10 protein-coding genes are annotated in these 17,503 nt (G+C 68.2%); 6 read left to right on the forward strand and 4 right to left on the reverse strand.

The window, feature by feature from the left end; genetic code table 11:
- Nucleotides 1–336 precede the first annotated feature (336 nt).
- The 3 genes from AB1L88_RS21075 to AB1L88_RS21085 all read left to right on the forward strand — a co-directional run bounded on the left by AB1L88_RS21075 (nt 337) and on the right by AB1L88_RS21085 (nt 3,972).
- Nucleotides 337–2,439 carry a carboxy terminal-processing peptidase gene (locus AB1L88_RS21075; protein WP_367098670.1) on the forward strand — a complete coding sequence of 701 codons (2,103 nt, stop codon included), beginning with the start codon at nt 337–339 and terminating at the stop codon, nt 2,437–2,439.
- A 261-nt stretch (nt 2,440–2,700) separates the two neighbouring features.
- A complete protein-coding gene (locus tag AB1L88_RS21080; RefSeq protein ID WP_367098671.1) occupies nt 2,701–2,967 on the forward strand; it encodes a hypothetical protein in 267 nt (88 codons plus the stop codon).
- A gap of 54 nt (nt 2,968–3,021) precedes the next feature.
- Nucleotides 3,022–3,972, forward strand: a complete 951-nt coding sequence (locus AB1L88_RS21085; protein ID WP_367098672.1) for a hypothetical protein — start codon at nt 3,022–3,024, stop codon at nt 3,970–3,972.
- A 206-nt stretch (nt 3,973–4,178) separates the two neighbouring features.
- Here the strand turns inward: AB1L88_RS21085 and AB1L88_RS21090 are convergent, their stop codons facing one another.
- Together AB1L88_RS21090 and AB1L88_RS21095 are read right to left on the reverse strand one after the other, a co-directional pair.
- Nucleotides 4,179–7,175 (reverse strand): PVC-type heme-binding CxxCH protein, encoded by a 2,997-nt coding sequence (locus tag AB1L88_RS21090; RefSeq protein WP_367098673.1) that lies wholly within the window; start codon nt 7,173–7,175, stop codon nt 4,179–4,181.
- Nucleotides 7,176–7,318: 143 nt separating this feature from the next.
- Nucleotides 7,319–9,292, reverse strand: coding sequence for a hypothetical protein (locus AB1L88_RS21095; RefSeq protein ID WP_367098674.1), 1,974 nt, complete (start codon nt 9,290–9,292; stop codon nt 7,319–7,321).
- A gap of 367 nt (nt 9,293–9,659) precedes the next feature.
- Between AB1L88_RS21095 and AB1L88_RS21100 the strand changes: the two genes are divergently transcribed.
- The 3 genes from AB1L88_RS21100 (at nt 9,660) to AB1L88_RS21110 (ending at nt 15,313) form a co-directional block, all read left to right on the forward strand.
- A complete protein-coding gene (locus AB1L88_RS21100; RefSeq protein WP_367098675.1) occupies nt 9,660–10,082 on the forward strand; it encodes a hypothetical protein in 423 nt (140 codons plus the stop codon).
- Nucleotides 10,083–10,277: 195 nt separating this feature from the next.
- Nucleotides 10,278–13,451, forward strand: a complete 3,174-nt coding sequence (locus AB1L88_RS21105; RefSeq protein WP_367098676.1) for a tetratricopeptide repeat protein — start codon at nt 10,278–10,280, stop codon at nt 13,449–13,451.
- The gene (locus AB1L88_RS21110; protein WP_367098677.1) at nt 13,448–15,313 is read left to right on the forward strand and encodes a CRTAC1 family protein; all 1,866 of its coding nucleotides are present in this window, start codon (nt 13,448–13,450) and stop codon (nt 15,311–15,313) included. Before AB1L88_RS21105 ends, AB1L88_RS21110 begins: the two co-directional genes overlap by 4 nt.
- Nucleotides 15,314–15,387: 74 nt before the next feature.
- On the opposite strand, the gene AB1L88_RS21115 is transcribed toward AB1L88_RS21110, so the two are convergent.
- A complete protein-coding gene (locus AB1L88_RS21115) occupies nt 15,388–16,593 on the reverse strand; it encodes an alanine--glyoxylate aminotransferase family protein (RefSeq protein WP_367098678.1) in 1,206 nt (401 codons plus the stop codon).
- A gap of 106 nt (nt 16,594–16,699) precedes the next feature.
- Nucleotides 16,700–17,329: a hydrolase gene (locus tag AB1L88_RS21120; RefSeq protein ID WP_367098679.1), complete on the reverse strand. Its 630-nt coding sequence runs from the start codon at nt 17,327–17,329 to the stop codon at nt 16,700–16,702.
- Nucleotides 17,330–17,503 lie beyond the last annotated feature (174 nt).

Genomic DNA, 17,503 nt, shown 5'->3' on the forward strand with positions numbered 1-17,503 from the left:
CGAAGGACACTCGTCGGGGTCCGATCGCCACCAATGCCCCGTCTGAAGCATACACGCCGGATTGCCCAGATTTCCCGAATCTCCGAGCTTTTCGATCGACAGGGAAGGAATTCGGAGTGATCAGAAGTCTTCTCGCACAATTCGCGGGATTGTGCGTACAATAACCATGTTCTGGATCGAGGGGGTCGGCTACGGGCCGGCGTCCGAGACCGGAGCCCGCCCGTCGGCGTTGGCCATTGGGAGGTCTGCGTCGCGTTGATCGGATCAGGTGGGAACGGATCGTCCCGCCCCACTCGCAATGGTGTTCGTCACGCGATCGTAACGGGAGCCGCCTGTATGCCCCGGATTTCACGACATCGGTTCAAAGGTATTGCGGCGGCCCTCGGGGTCGTCGTGGGCGTCTCGGCGATGCTGGGCGCGCAGGACGCGAAGATCGACCCCTCGCAGGCCGACCGGATCACGGCCCGGATCGTGGCCGAGCTGATCGAGCGGGCCCACCTCTCGAAGCCGGAGATCGACGACGAGGTCTCGGCCAGGTGGTACGAGAAGTACATCGAGTCGCTCGACCGCGGCAAGCTGTTCTTCACGAAGGACGACCTGGCCGAGTTCGAGCCGTTCAAGGACGAGCTGGACGACCAGATCCGGCGCGGGGATCTCTCGTTCGCCCAGATGGTCTTCGAGCGGTTCCGGACCCGGCTCGACGAGCGCTTCGAGGCGATCAACGAGCTGCTCGACGCCGGCTTCGACTTCGAGGTCGAGGAGACCTACATCGACGACCCGGATCTGCTCGACTACCCGGCCGACGCCGAGGAGGCCCGGGAGCGCTGGCGGAAGGAGCTGAAGTACCAGTTGCTGGTGCAGATGCTCAACGACACCGAGTACGACGAGGCCGTCAAGCGGCTGAAGATCCGCTACAAGGATAATCTCTACAGGTACTTCCGCCAGTTCGAGATGCTCGAACTGATGGAGTTCTACCTCTCGGCCCTCTCGCAGTCGATCGACCCGCACAGCGAGTACATGGGCTGGAAGAACCTGGAAGACATGATGAACCAGCAGCTCCAGCTCTCGCTGGAGGGGATCGGCGCGTCGCTGACGATGGAAGACGGCCTGCCGGTCATCAAGGAGATCATCCCCGGCGGCGCCGCCGCGAAGGACGGCCGCCTGAAGGCGGAGGACAAGATCCTGGCCGTCGAGAAGGAAGACGGCGAGATCGAGGACTTCTACGAGAAGAAGATCAGCGACGTCGTCCGGGTGATCCGCGGCAAGCGCGGCACGACCGTCAAGCTGATCGTGCAGCCGGCCGGCACCAAGGAGCGGAAGACGTACGACATCGTCCGCGAGAAGATCGAGCTGGCCGACCAGCACGCCAAGGGTGAGGTGATCGAGGCGACGGCCCCCGATGGCACCCCGTTGAAGATCGGCGTGATCAACCTGCCGAGCTTCTACGGCGACACGGCCGCCGTCCGCCGGGGCGACGCCAACGCCGTCAGCGCGACGGGCGATTGCAAGAAGCTGCTGGCCGAGTTCGAGGAGCAGGGGGTCGACTGCGTGATGATCGACCTGCGCGGCAACGGCGGCGGCCTGCTGCTGGAGGCGATCTCGCTGTCGGGCCTGTTCATCGACACCGGCCCGGTGGTCCGGGTCCGCGACGCCGACGGCATCCTGCCGTACAACGACGAGGACGCGGGCACGGCGTATGACGGCCCCTTGGCCGTCTTGATCAGCCACACCAGCGCGAGCGCCTCGGAGATCTTCGCCGGGGTGATCAAGGACTACGGCCGGGGGCTGGTGATCGGCGATTCGAGCACCTTCGGCAAGGGGACGGTGCAGAGCATCATCGACCTGAACAACTGGCTCCGCAACCCGGAAGGCTTCCCGAACCTGGGTGCCCTGCGGCTGACGATCCAGCAGTTCTACCGGGCCAACGGCATGAGCACGCAGGTGCGGGGCGTGACCCCGGACGTGCACATCCCGAGCGTCGCCGACCACATCGAGAAGCTCGGCGAGGGGGAGATGGACAACGCCCTCGATTTCGACGAGATCGACCCCCTGCCGCACGAGCACTGGGGCCGTGTCTCGCCGGAGCTGGTGTCGCAACTGATCGACCGCTCGGCCAAGCGTCGGGAAGCCGACGAGAAGTTCCAGAAGCAGGCCGAGGCGATCCAGAAGTTCATCGATCGGCAGACCCGCAAGGACCTGCCCTTGAAGAAAGACCTCTTCATCGCCGAATTCAAGAGCGACGAGGACGACGAGGTCGAGGAGATGATCGAGCAGCCCGAGGCGATGGCCATGCCCGGGGCCGACGACAAGAAGGTCTGGAATCGCGAGTCGTTCTACAACAAGGAGGTCGAGAAGATCGTCGGCGACTACGTCACGATCGGCGCGGAGGTGGTGGCCTCGGCCCCCGTCCCCGCGGGCGAGCGTGACGGCAGGAACTGACCCGACGGATCGAGCATTCGCCCTCTGACACGCCCCGCGGGGGAGCGGCTTCGACCGCCTTCCTCGCGGGGCGTTTTGCGTTGGCTTCGGGCAGCACGACGGGGAGCCGAGGCGATCGGGATTGGCCCGATCGGGATTCGAGACCGGTTGAACCGATCGGCCCGGAGGTCATAGCATGGAATCGCGCGGCGGCGGCCCCTTGGCTTCGTCGGAGCGAAGCTCGGGGCGTGCCATCGCCGGCCATTGAAGGAGAGCGACCGCATGACCTTTGGAATTGATTCGCGGGACATCGCCCTGGCGGGGGCCGCGTTGGCCCTGTTGCTGGGGCCGAGCCTGAGGGCGTCGGAGCCGATCGACCCGGGGCGGTTCGAGACGCTCCATCGGACGATCCAGCCGAGGCCGGATGAGGAGCGATGGCTCCAGATCCCCTGGGAGACGAGCCTGTGGGAGGCGAGGCGGAAGGCCTCGGCCGAGGGGAAGCCGATCCTCCTCTGGGAGATGGACGGCAACCCGCTCGGCTGCACCTGAAACAACGGGGTCCTGGGCCGTGCGCTCAGCTTCTCGGATCCGGAGATCATCCGGATGGCTTCAGAGGATTTCATCCCGGTCGTCGGCGACGACTGGTATCAACGGCGGCGGCAGGACGCGGAAGGGGAGTTCCTCCGCAAGGTCGCCGGACAAGGGCCGCGAGGCGGCCAGGGGGGCACGCTCCAGGGGATTTACACGCTGACCCCCGATGGAACCCTGCTCGCCTACAAGAATGCCGGACAGGCCCCGGACGTGATGCGGGAGGTGCTCCGCAACGCGCTCGACGCCTGGAATCGGCTCCCCGAATCACGACGCCGGTCGGCGGCGATCGCCTCGGAGGACCTGGGGACGGTCGACGCCCAGTACGATCGCACCCCTCCCGAAGGCGGCTTGATCGTCAAGGTGTTCACCCGGGCGCTGGAACGGGATGAGTCGGGGGACGATCCCAACGTCTACTCCTGTGCCCCCGGCCGAGGGGGCGAGGCCGCTCGGGATCACCTCTGGCTGACGGAGGAGGACTGGAAGGCCTTGATCCCCGAGGACCCGACCCCGGGACAGATGATCTCGATCCCCGATCGGGTCGTCCGGCGCATCGTCCGCTTCCACCTGGTCGACAATACCCGGGGCGAACCGCCGTTCTGGGGCGACGAGGAGGTCCGGGAGGCGACGATGACCCTGACGGTCGAGGACGTTTCGCCCGATCGGGTGCGCCTGCGGCTCGTCGGGAACGCCTTGCTCGCCACCTCGGCCGACGTCTCGCAGGCCGATCGCGGCTACGACGCGAGCCTGCTCGGCGTTGTCGAGATTGATCGCCCGTCCCGTTCGATCACCCGGTTCGATGTGGTCGCCCTGGGCGATCACTGGGGCGAGGGCCCGTATACCCGAGGGGCCCGGCCGGGGCGGTCTCCGCTGGGGGTGGCCTTCATGCTCGTCGACGGCTCGAACCCGGCCGACCGGATCGCCCCCCAGGCGAGCCGGTTCCTGCCGGGGTATCTGGAGCCGTAACGCTTGGGTTTGAGTGACGATGAGGGGCGATCGTCATCGATCGCCCCTCGTTGGTCAAACCGGGACCGATAACGATTCGCCCGGATCGGTGTCCTGCTCGTAGGGGCCGCAGGGGACCGATCTCCTGACGAGGTCGAGGGATCGGTCCGCACAGCGGACCCTACGAAGGTCACTTTCCCGATCAATGCGGGATGACCTCGACCGGCTCAGCCGCCGGAGAGGCTCTTGAGGTAGGTGATCAGGTCGGCCATCTGCTCGACGGAGACCTGCTCCTCGAGCCCCTCGGGCATGAGGGACTGGCCGGTCGAGACCAGCTCGTCGATCTGGTCGCGGGGGACGACGTCGGTGACCCCTTCGGCGCGCTTGAGCGTGATCGAGGTGGGGGTCTCCGAGGCGATCTGGCCGCTGAGGATGCGGCCGTCGACCGTGGCGACGTTGTAGTTGAGGTACTGGGGGAGGACCTCGAGGTTCGGGTCGAGGATGTGGATGATCAATCCTTCCTCGTCCCGGTTGGTGACGGTGGCCAGGTCGGGGCCGACCTCGGCGCCGAAGCCCTCGGCCTTGTGGCAGGTGGCGCAGGCGGCTCGGAAGACGACCTGGCCGCGGTCGGCGGCGCCGGAGAGGGCGAGGGCCCCCTTGTAGGTCTCGACCACCTCGGCCCGGGAGGAGGAGCCGATGTTGGCCAGCAGCAGCTCGGCCCGGGCCCGGAGCTTGGCGTCCCGGGACTGGAGGAGCTGATCGCGGCGGGCGGGGTCGAGCTGCCCGGCGGGGATGTCGCCGGCCTCGATCGCGTCGAGCAGGGCGACGATCCGATCGGGCCGGGCGAAGAGGACCTCGGTGGCCTCGCGCCGGGCGGCCGGGCTGAGGGCCCGCCAGGCGGCGGTCAGGATCGGGCCGACCTCGGCCTCGGACCGGTCGCCGAGCGTCCGCAGGGCGGCGAGCTGCACGGGGGCGGGCTGGCGGCCGTCGATCAGGTCGGGGAGCACGTCGATCGCCAGGTCGCTCGGGGCGAGGGCGAGCAGCCGGACGGCCTCGACGCGGTCGCCGCCGCCTTCGCCTTCGCCCAGGGCCGTCTCGGCGGCCCGCTCGAAGACGGGGATGAGCGCGGTCCCGGCCTCTCCGGCGAGCAGGGTGGCGGCCGAGCCCCCCGAGCGTCGGAGACCCTCGCCCAGGCCGGTCAGGACGGCGAGGACGACCGAGGGGCGGGCGTCGGGCTCGGCGATCCGGGAGAGCAGGGCGTCGAGGGCCTCCGGGTCGGCCGAGGCGCCGACGAGCAGGGCCAGCTCGCTGATCCAGGCCGAGGACTCGGGTTGATCGAGCACGCCCGGGCGGTCGACCAGGGCGGTGAGCAACCGGTCGGCCCGGCCGGCCAGGGAGCTCATCACGGCCGATCGGGTCCAGCGGTCGTCGATGTCGCGCTCGACGATGGTGGCGAGGGCGTCGATGGCCGAGGCGTCGGCCACGGCGCCGATCGAGAAGGCGGCCTGGAAGCGGACCATCGGGTCGTCGTCGTCGGCCAGGGCGAGCAGGGCCTCGCGGAGATCGGGGCTGTCGGCGACGATCGGCTCGGCGAGCTTGGCCGAGGCTTCCCGGACGCGCGGCTCGTCGTCAGACAGGGCGGGCAGGAGGTCGTCGCCCGCCAGTTGGCCGAGGGCGGCAAGGGTCCAGAGGGCGTGCATCCGCCCCAGGGCGCTCGGGCGATCGGCGGCCATGGCGCGGAGGGCCGGGGCGACCTCGACGGCGTTGCGCTCGATCAAAAGCCGCTGGGCCGTCTCGCGCCACCAGGCGTCGGGGTCGGCGAGCAGGGGGACGAGGTCGGCCGAGGCTGCCTGGCTCAACCGGGGCGGCTCGCGGCGGGTGAAGCCGGCGGGGACGAGGTTATACAGTCGGCCGCGGTCGTAGCCGCTGGTCAGGTCGAGGTGCTTCTTGATCGGCTCGGGGATCGAGGCGGGGTGCTCGATCGTCTCGCGGTACATGTCCATGACGAGCAGGGTGCCGTCGGGCGTGTTGCGGAAGCCGACCGGGCGGTGCCAGTTGTCGGTCGAGGCGACGAATTCGACGTCTTGCTCGGCCCGGGTGGCCTTGAAGGCGGCGCCGTCGACCTCCATCGTCTTGCGGTGGATGAGGTTGCCGCCGACGTCGCCGATGAAGGCGTTGCCGAGGTACTCGGGGCCGTAGGCGGACCCTCGGTAGATGGTCACGCCGGTGGCGGAGGTGAAGAAGCCGGCGGGGACGAGTTCGTTCGGGGGCAATCGGCGGCGGAACTCGGGGTCGGCGGCGCGCTGACGGGTGCGGACGATCCGCCAGGGTTCGACCGGGCTGATCCGGAAGACCGGGGCCGCGGGCCCCTCGACGGCGATGTCGGCCACGGGGGTGCTGGCGGCGTAGTCGGGGTTGCGGGCGAGCGAGTCGGCCGGCAGGACGATCTGGCGGATGTGGTTGCTGTTGGAGCAGGTGAAGCGGTGCCCCCAGTCGTCGAAGCTGTGGCCGTGCTGGCCCCCGCCGGAGATCGGCTCGAAGACCGAGGCGTCGGGCTTGAAGCGGAAGTCGCGGCGGCCGAGGGGGATGGGCGGGTCGTTCGGCCTCGTGTGGTTGACGACCTCCTCGGCGCCGTTGGAGCTGGCCACCCCGTAGATCCAGCCATCGGGCCCCCAGAGCAGGCCGTTGAGCAAGCCCTGGACGTTGCTCAGCCCGAAGCCGGAGAAGACGACCTTGCGGACGTCGGCCACGCCGTCGCCGTCGGTGTCCTTGGCGTAGATGATGTCGGGCGCGACGGTCAGGTAGATGCCGCCGTCGTAGGGGGCGATGCCGGTCGGCCAGGAGATGTCGTCGAGGAAGGTGGTGCCGGAGTCGTACACGCCGTCGCCGTCGGTGTCCTCAATCAGGCGGATGCGGCCGGTGGGCACGTCCTGGGGGTACGGATAGCCGCGCATCTCGACCACGTAGAGCCGGCCGTCGGCGTCGTAGCAGACGTCGACCGGGTCGGTCACGAGCGGCTCGACGGCCACGGGGACGAGCGAGAAGCCGTTTTGAATTTCGAAGGTGGCCAGGGCGTCGGCCGGTTCGGTGGCCGGGAGGCGGGGCAGTTCTCGGGCGAGGTCGTCGTCGTTGACGGCGTCGTCTTGAACAACCGGCGCGGCCGAAACCGCGACGCAGAGCAGGAGGGCCGGGGAGAGGAGGGCCCAGCGAAACCGATGCTGCATCGGAGATCCCTCGGAGGGTAAGGAGGCTCCCCCCGGCTTCAGTTCTCGTTGTGACGGAGAGCAAGGCGGATCGAAGCCGGGGGGTCAACGAAAGGCAGAGGCGGGACGGCCGGGAAGGCCCGGCCAAACGTTGGCGGAGGGCGCTACCCCTGGATCGCGTTGGTGCGTCCCAGGGCGATGTCGAAATCGCTGACCGCCGGGATCAGCATCGACAGCAGGGCGAACGAGTAGACCGCCAGGCTGACCAGGAAGGCCGCCCCGAAGTCTCCCTGCAGGATACTGATGATGCAATAGAAGCTCCAGAAGGGGGTGAGCAACGCCACCAACCCGATCGCCGGCGACGGGTTCTTCGCGCCGAGCGACCCGTAGAGCGCCACGCTGCCCGCCCCGATGAAAACCAGGAAGCTGAGCAACTGCCGGGCGAATTCCTGTCGGCTCTGGATGATCAGGGCGGCGCAGAAGAGGATGCCGAGCATCAGGAAGAAGATCGTCCCCAGGCTGTTGGCCACCGCCTGCCGGCTGTTCGTGTACGTGATGGCCGCGTGCAGGCCGAGCATCGCCGAGAAATGGACCAGAACGGCGAAGTTGATGAGCACGAAAATCAGGGAGTCGAGCTTCATGTAGCCCATCGCCCAGATGCCGATGGCCAGGGCAATGGGCAAGACGACCATCTCCTTGGCGTTGTAGAGCACGCCGTAGAGCTTGCCGTAGATGAATTGCTGCGGAGACAGCTCGGTGACGAGCAGCAAGTCAAGCGCGCCGGTGTCGCGCTCGCTGGTCAACGCCGTCACCCCCTGAGCATTGATGAGGATCAGGCTGAGCACCGCCAGCAAGGCCGGGATGGCCGCCTTGGCCCCGTCCCAGGGGCCGGAACCGGGGCCGATGCCGCCGAAATAGGCCGCGACGCCGAGGGCGAAGGCCAGCACGTAGGCCCCCTTGATGATCAACGGCTTGGTGCCGTAGGCCCGGGTGCGTAGCTCTCGCCAGAGGATCGGGTTCGACCAGACCTCGCGATAGGGTCGGAACTTGCGGACGACCCGGCGATGGGTCCGGCGGGGGACGTGCAGGCCGGTCGACTCGCGCCGGACGTACTGCTCGGCATCGGCATCGGCCATGACGTCGCCCGGGGCGACCGGCCCGCCGACCCCGAGGCCGGGGGAATCGGGGCGATCGCCGCGGGCCTCGGACACCTGCTCGGCGATGACGGCGCCGACGGCCGCGGGGGAGCGTCGGGCCGACTCGGCCAGGGCCTCGGCCTCGTCGACCTCGTAGAGCTGCTCGACGACCTCGACCTCGCCCTCCTCGTCCCCTTCGCGCTGCTCCCGGGGCTCGTTCTTGCCCGGATTCCAGACGCGGAGCTTGACGATCGAGGCGAGGACGATCAGGCCGGCGGCCGCCAGGTAGATGCCGGTGAAGACGAGGCTCGACCCGCCGAGGGGGCCGACGAGGCGCTCGGGCCGGGGTCGGATCGCCTCGGCGATCGCCTGGAACGGGCTGAGGGCCGAGGTGATCCAGACGGTCTCGGGGAGGACTCGGGCGGCGGCCTCGCCGAGAATGAGCACAAGCACGACGAGCAGGACCGTCAGGGCGATCGACTGGAACGTCCGGTCGCGCCAGAGGGCGACGATCATCCCCAGGGCCCCGCCGAAGAACCCGGCGGCGAAGGTGACGAGGAAGACGTCGATCACCTGGCCGAACGAGACGCCGCCGAGCAGCAGGCACAACGAGAAGACCGGCAAGGAGGTGAGCAGTAAGGTCAGGATCTGGAGCAGGCTGGCCACGAGCTTGCCGACCACGATCTCGACGTCGCGCAGGTCGGTCATGAGTAAGAGGACGAAGGTGCGTCGATCCTTCTCGTGGGCGACGGCCGTGGCCGCGGCGATCGGCGCGAAGAAGAGCATCAGGGTCAGTTGGAGATAGGCGAAGAATGAGAACAGGATGGCCCCGAATCGGGAAAGGATGCTCAGCGCGTTCCCCTCGTCCCAGCCGACCAACACCTGCCAGACCGTCAGCATGACGATCAGCAGGCCGCCGGCATAGGACGCCCGGGCGGCATAGTAGCGCGGCGGCCGGGGAGCGGTCAGCAGTTCTCGGGCGATGATGGGTCCGGCGAACAACGCGTGGTCCTCCTCGGTGGGCGGCAGAACGAACACAACAACAGGCGATGCGACGGCTCATTCCCGGCCGTGGGGCGGGGACTGATCGAGGCGGCGCTCGGCCCACCTCATGACCCCCCAGGATAGCATAAGCGCGGCGGGAGGGGTCGAGTCGGTCGGGGCGGATTGCCCAGAATACCGGCCTCGGCCGAGTCGCGGGGCATCGTCGGGCGGGACCGGCCGGGGCGGGGCCGACGGGGTGGCCCGGCCCCGGCGTCTCGGGAATCGTCCTTGACTTCGGGCGGCCGGGTTCGCAGACTGAAGAGTTGTGAGTGCACGTCTTGCCCAAGCGTCTCGTCGAACGATGTTGAGATCGGAGCCGATCCCGGTGCCCGTGCTGACTCCGAAGGCCCGGCACGCCCTGATGCTCGCCGCCCTGCTCGGGTGTGCGCTCGCCCTGGGTCCGGCCCGAGATGCGACGGCGGCCTCGTGTCACGTGGACGATCGGCCGGTCTTCGGCCTCTCGAACGGCCCGAACGAACATCAACAGCAGCACCAGGTGACGATCGCCGACACGGTGATCGTCGAGGCGTCATCGGCTCCCCTCGAACTCGAACGCCGATGCCCTTCGAATGATCCCGACCGGCCGCCGTCGCGGTCCCTAGTCTCGGCCGGAGACTCGTCCTTCCCCTTGCCGGCCCGGATCGACCCGATTGAGCAGGAGCCTTCGACCCTGCTCCGCCCGGGACCGGCATCGGCCCGGCCGATTCGCCGGTGTGCGCGGATCGATCGCCCTCCCCGATCGCGCTGAGACACCGATTTCCGCCCGTTGATGCGATGCGTCGATGGTGGGTGGTCGCCGGCCCCGGCGACGGCCGGCCGCCGACGGCGTCGACGCGGCGCGACCAGGACGCCGGGCGATCGCGGCCCGGCGGGTGTTTCATCTCGTCTCGTCGGGCCGAAGAACGATTGCGAGGCGGCCCAGGCCGCCGGGGAGGGTTTGCCTATGTCTGCGACCGAACGTCCCGCGCCTCGACCGATGCGCGACCGCCGAGGGTTCGTGTACACGCCGGCCATCGGCAGCGGCCTTCGGCCGTTGCTCTGGTCCGTCCTGATCGGCTTCGCCGTGCTCGGGGCCACGGGCATCTACATGGCCAGCGTCACGCTGTTGACCTGGCTCAGTGGGGCGCCCCAGGACACGTATTTCTACATGCTGATGGTGGCCCTGCACCTGTTCCTGGGCTTCGTCCTCATCGTCCCGTTCATCGTGTTCGGCCTGGGGCACCTGGTGACCGCCTGGAACCGGCCGAATCGGTCGGCGATCCGGCTGGGGTACTGGCTGCTGGGCATCTCGGTCGTGGTCCTGGTCTCGGGGGTCGTCCTGATCCGGATCGGTGGATTCGAGGTCCGCGACCCGGTCCTCCGCGAGATCGGCTACTGGCTGCACCTGATCACCCCCCCGCTGGCCATCGTGCTCTACGTGCGGCACCGGTTGGCCGGGCCCCGGATCAAGTGGCACTACGCGAGGCTCTGGACGGCCGTGGTGGGGGTGGTGGTCGTCCTGATGGGGATGATGCACGCCTTCGACCCGAGGGAGACGAACAAGGTCGGCCCCCGCGAAGGGGCGCAGTATTTCTTCCCTTCGGAGGTGAAGACGGCCGACGGCAACCTGATCCCGGCCGAGACCCTGATGATGGATCAATACTGCATGGACTGCCATCAGGATTCGTACGACGGCTGGTTCCACTCGTCGCACCACTTCAGCTCGTTCAACAACCCGCTCTACCTGGCAAGCGTCCGGGAGACGCGGGAAGTGTCGATCACCCGGGACGGCACGACGAAGGCCGCCCGGTGGTGCGCCGGCTGCCACGACCCGGTGCCCTTCCTCTCCGGCAAGTTCGACGACCCGGAGTATGATGACGTGAACGACCCGACCGCCCATGCCGGCATCACCTGCACCTCGTGCCACTCGATCACGCACGTCAACAGCACGAGGGGCAATGCCGACTACACCATCGAAGAGCCGCAGCATTACCCCTTCGCCCAGAGCGACAACGCGGTCCTGAAGTGGATCAACCACACCCTGGTGAAGGCCAAGCCGGAGCTGCACAAGCAGACGTTCCTCAAACCCTTGCACAAGACGACCGAGTTCTGCTCCACCTGTCACAAGGTCAGCTTGCCGTTCGATCTGAACCACTACAAGGACTTCACCCGGGGCCAGAACCACCACGACTCGTACTTGCTCTCGGGGGTCTCCGGGCACGGGGCGAGGAGCTTCTACTACCCCGAGGTGGCGAAGACGAATTGCGCGGAATGCCACATGAACCTCATCCCGTCCGATGAGTTCGGCGCCCGCAATTTCGACGGCGAGGCCGGCCGGGAGATCCATAATCACCTGTTCCTCGGCGCCAATACCGGACTGGCGGCAGCCCTCGGCGATGAAAAAGCGCTGAAGGCCCACACCGAGTACCTGCAAGACAAGAAAGTTCGCGTCGATCTGTTCGGCGTGATCGAGGGAGGCACGATCGACGGGCCCTTGATCGCCCCGCTCCGGCCCGAGCTGCCGGAGCTGGTGCCGGGCGAGTCGTACCTGATCGAGGTCGTGGTGCGGACGCTCGGCGTCGGCCACCATTTCTCGCAGGGGACCGTCGACTCGAACGAGATCTGGGTCGAGCTGACGGCGTCGAGCGACGGCCGGGTGATCGGCAAGTCGGGCGGGATGGGGGACGACGGGCACGTCGACCCCTACTCGCGGTTCATCAACGTGTACATGCTCGACCGCGACGGCAATCGGATCGAGCGGCGCAATCCCCAGGACATCTTCGTCCCCCTGTACAACCGCCAGATCCCGCCGGGGGCCGGGCAGGTGGTCCACTTCCGGATCGACGTGCCGAGCGAGGGGATCGTCGGGCCGATCGAGCTGGAGGCGAAGGTCAACTACCGCAAGTTCGACCGCACGTACCTCGACTTCGTCTATGGCGAAGGCCAGTGGCCCGACCCCGACGGCGACGGCGAGCCGGACCCCTTGCCGGTCATCGTGATGGCCCGCGACACGATCAAATTGCCGGTCGCCGGCGGGCCGACGCCGGAGAATCCGCCCTCGCCCATCGAGCAGGAATGGCAGCGCTGGAACGATTACGGGATCGGCCTGTTCCTGGAAGGGGGCGAGACGGGTGCCCAGAAAGGCTTGCTCAAGCAGGCCGAACCGGTCTTCCGGACCGTGGCCGAGCAGTACGACAAGGCCGACGGCTGGATCAACCTGGCCCGCGTCTATCGCCGGGAAGGCCGGATTCCGGAGGCGCTTGAGGCCCTTGAGAAGGCCGCGGCCGATCCCGAGTTCCGCGCCTCGTGGACGATCAACTGGCTGACCGGACTCATCAACCTGGATCAAGGGAACCTTGATGCCGCCATCAAGAACTTCGAGGACGTGCTCAGCACCCGAGATCCGGCGAGGAAGTTCGATTTCAGCAAGGATTATGTGGTGATCAACGACCTCGGCCGCGCCCTCGACCGCCGGGGCCGGATCGAGCCGCTCGATAGCGAGGAGCGGCTTGCGTACATGAGCCAGGCCATCGCCGCCTTCCGCCGCACCCTGGCGCTCGACACCGAGAATGAGGCGGCTCATTTCGGGATCGGCCAGGCGTATGCCGAGTTCGCCCACAATTCCTCGACGCTCGAACCGTGGGAGGGAGAGCCGCCGTCGCCCGCCTCGCTCGTGGAGCAGGCCGAGGCGATCGCCGCGGACCTGGATCAGGGCGACGGGCGCTCCGTCCTGGCGGAAGGGGAGGCTCGATCGGATCGCTCCCGAGAACTGACCCGTTCCATCAAGGCCTTCGTCGAGGGTCAACGCCCGCCGTATGCGACCCGGGTCGGGATCCTGATCGAGGTGACCGAACACCTCGGCTCGGCCTGGCAAAACGAGACGGATCCCTCCGCGCGATCCGAGCTGTCTCGCGCGCTCGAAACCGCGCACAAGGCCCTGCATAACTTTGTCCGACCGGACGAACTGGCGGTGGGTCGCGCCATCCGGATCGCCCGGGAACGTGATCCCGCGGCCGACATGAACGCGCAACCGATTGTGATCTATGATCTTCATCGTCCGGGTGCCCCGGGGCTGCCTGAACCCGCCGGCCGAACCGCTTCCGATGATTCTCAAACCAGCCGAGAGGTGACGGAATGACTCCCCATTTGAACCAGCACTCCGGCGGGTCGACGCTTGAAATCATGAACTGGGCCATCATCGTCGCGGTGCTGGGTACGATCGCCCTGTCGCTGACCGGCTGTCGGAGCGAGGGGAGTACCGAGTACGTGCCTGAGGCGACGGCTCCCGAGCGGGCCCCCGTGGTGGAAGCCGAGGCGTTGCCTTCGGTCCGATTCGTCGAGATCACCGACGCGAGCGGCATCGACTTCGTGCACGAGAATGCCGCCGAAGGCAAGAAGCTCCTGCCCGAGACGATGGGGTCGGGCGTGGCTGTGCTCGATTACGACACCGACGGCCTGCCCGACCTGCTCTTCGTGAACCAGCTCCCCTGGGATGCCGGAGACGGCGCCGCCGGTGCGCCGACGATGGCCCTGTACCGGAACGAGGGGGAGGGGCGTTTCGCCGACGTCACCTCGTCGGCCGGGCTGGCGATCCCGATGCACGGCATGGGGGCGGTGGTCGGCGACATCGACAACGACGGCGACCCCGATCTGTACATCACCACCGTGACCGGCGGACGGCTGTTTCGCAACGATGGCGGCACCTTCGTCGACGTGACCGAGGGGGCGAACGCCGGGGCCGGCGACGGCTGGCTCACCTCCGGGTCGTTCTTCGACATGGACAACGACGGGTTCCTCGACCTGTTCCTCTGCTGCTATGTGGAATGGTCGGAGGCGTTCGACAGCTCCCAGGGGTTCCAGCTCACCGGGACGGGTTCGGGGCGGGCCTACGGGCCGCCGACCGCCTTCCGGGGGGATCACAACGTCCTGCTCCGCAACAACGGCGACGGGACGTTTACCGATGTGAGCGAATCGGCCGGCATCCGGCTCGTGACCCCCGAGCTGAAGGACCCGATGGCCAAGTCCCTCGGCGTGGCGCCGTTCGACGTCGACGGCGACGGATTCGTCGACCTCGCCGTGGCGAACGACACGGTGCGCAACTTCCTGTTCCGGAACAAGGGGGACGGCACGTTCGAGGAGCTGGGGATCGTCTCCGGCGTCTCGTTCGACCCGTCGGGGCAGGTCCGGGGGGCGATGGGGATCGACTGGGCCCACTTCCGCAACGACCGGTCGCTGGCGCTGGCGATCGCCAACTTCGCCAACGAGATGACGGCCTTCTACGTGGCCGATGACCCGACCCGGATGCAGTTCATCGACCTGGCGAACGTCTTCGGCCTCGGGGCGCCGACCCAGCCGCCGTTGAAGTTCGGCCTCTTCTTCTTCGACTACGACCTCGACGGCCGGCTCGACCTGCTGTCGGTCAACGGCCACCTCGAATCGGACATCGAGAAGACCCAGGCGAGCGAGACCTATCGCCAGTCGGCGCAACTGTTCTGGAACAGCGGCCGGAAGGGCTCGGCCCTGTTCACCCAGGTGAAGGCCGAGACGGCCGGGCCGGACCTGTTCACGCCGATCGTCGGCCGGGGCAGCGCCTACGTCGACCTCGACGGCGACGGCGACCTCGACGTGGTGATGACCTCCAACGGCGAACGCGCCCGGATCTTCCGCAACGACGGGGGAAATGAGAACAACTGGGTGCGCATCGAACTGATCGGGCGCGAGTCGAACCGCGACGGCATCGGCGCCAGGCTGGCGCTGAAGGCCGGGGGGGTCGAGCAGCTCCGGCAGCACTTCCCGGGCAAGGGGTACTTGTCGTCGGTCGAGTTCCCGATCACGTTCGGGCTGGGCGAGGCCGATCGGGTCGAGTCGCTCCGGATCGACTGGCCCTCGGGCGCCTCGACCGAGCTGGGCGACCTGGAGCCGAATCGTTCCTACACGATCGACGAGGCCGAGGGGATCGTCTCGTCCGTCGCGCCGGAGGGCGAGCCGGGCGAAGGCTGACCGTCGCGGGGTGGCCACGCCGGCAAGTCTGATTCGGACGGCCGCGACGGGCCGCCCGAATCAGGCATGATCAATCAGGCCGAGGCCGTCGCGCTGGTGGCCTCGGCGTACACCTCGGACGCGGCCGCCAAAGCGGCGCCCGGCTCGATCGAGACGCCGGAGTCGCGGAGGCAGGTTTCGAGGGCGGCGAGGACGAGCGTGACCGACTCGCGGCGGGAGCCGTAGCCCATCAGGCCGATCCGCCAGGCGCGGCCCTTCAGGTCGCCCAGGCCGCCGCCGATCTCGACGTTCCACTCGTTGAGCAAGCGCTTGCGGACGGCCAGGTCGTCGACCCCCTCGGGGATGGTCACGCAGTTGAGCTGCGGCAGGCGGTGCCCCTCGGCGGTCACGTAGTCGATCCCCATCGCCTTCAGGCCGGCGGCCAGCGCCCGGGCGTTCAGGGCATGGCGGGCGAACCGGGCGTCGAGCCCTTCTTCGAGGACCAGCGCAAGCGCCTCGCGCAGGGCATAGTTCATGTTGATCGGCGCCGTGTGGTGGTAGAAGCGGTCGGAACCCCAGTAGCGGCCGATCATGGTCATATCGAGATACCACGACTGGACCTTGCTCTTGCGGTTCTTGATCGCCTCCATCGCCCTCGGGCCGAACGAGACAGGCGCAAGGCCCGGCGGGCAGCTCAGGCACTTCTGGGTGCCGGAGTAGACGGCGTCGATGTCCCAGGCGTCGATCTCGACCGGGACGCCGGCCAGCGAGGTCACGGTGTCGATGGCGATCATCGCGCCGTGGTCGTGGGCGATCCGGGCGATCTCCTGGACCGGCTGGTGGGCGCCGGTCGAGGTCTCGGCGTGGACGATGCCGACGAGCTTCGGCTTGACCTTCTTGATGGCGTCCTCGACCTCCTGGGGGTCGAACACCTCTCCCCAGGGGCGTTCGATGGCGGTGACCTCGGCCCCGGCGCGCTGGGCGACGTCGACCATCCGGCCGCCGAAGACGCCGTTGACGCAGACGAGCATCTTGTCGCCCGGCTCGATCACGTTGACGACCACCGCCTCCATGCCGGCCGATCCCGTGCCCGAGACGGCCAGGGTCATCAGGTTCTCGGTCCGGAAGACCCGGCGGAGCATCCCCTGCATCTCGTCCATCAGGGCGACGAACTCGGGGTCGAGGTGGCCGACCAGGGGCATCCCCAGCGCCGAGAGCACACGAGGGTGCACGTTCGACGGCCCGGGGCCGAGCAGGACTCGGGGAGAAGGCTCCAGGGACTTGGCGGCGGGTGTCGTCACGGGAAGAGTCCTTACCTTCGGGGAAGAATGGAGAGGTCGGGGGCAATACCGAGGGGATTCGATGGAGGGCGGTACGAGTGCCGCGAGGCCGGCCCGCCGACCCGGCTCACTCGTCCTCGTCCGGGTCGGTGTCCTTGGGCCGGGGGCGGTCCTTGTGCTTGTCTTTCCGCTTGCGGGGGGGGACGAAGTCTCGGACGAGGGCGCTGATGGCCTTGAATTCGGGGCGATCGGCCGTCTCGGCCCACTCGAACAGGACGGCCTCGGTCGTCGTCAGGACGGCCCCGGCCCGCTCCATGCGCCGCAGGGCGAATTCCCAGTCCATCCCGTTCCGGGAGCCGACGGCGTCGGCCGGCACCTGCACCCGGAACCCGCGGTCGATCAGTTCGAGGGCCGTCTGGGCGACGCAGACATGGGCCTCGATGCCGGTCAGCGTGATGTGGCGGACGTCCCGGGCACGCACCTGGTCTTCGAGCCCCGGGACGCCGAGGCAGTGGAAGGTCCGCTTCGCAGGGCGGTCGGGGACCAGATCCTGGACCTCGGGGACCGTCGGGCCGAGCCCTTCGGGATATTGCTCGGTGGCCCAGACGGGGACCGAGAGCAGCCGGGCGCCTTGGATCAATCGGACGGCGTTGGCCACGACGAGGTCGCCGTAACGCATCGTGGCCAGGAGCTTCCCCTGGAGATCGATGACGAGCAGGCCCCCCTCTCGGGCGGTCAGGCGGTCGGGAGAGGACATGGGGTGCGCCCTTCGATTTTTTTTTCCGAAGCCGGCTCACGAGCGGCGTTTCTCGACGGATCTGACGCCGATGCTAAGGGCAGCCGATCGGACGTGTCAAGCAGACGGGACCCGCCGGGGCGGCCCGCCGTCGCGGCCCGGGAGGCCGCTCGGCAGGTGGCTTGTCCGATCGGG

It is taken from the genome of Tautonia sp. JC769 (genome assembly GCF_040717455.1).
Lineage (GTDB): Bacteria > Planctomycetota > Planctomycetia > Isosphaerales > Isosphaeraceae > Tautonia.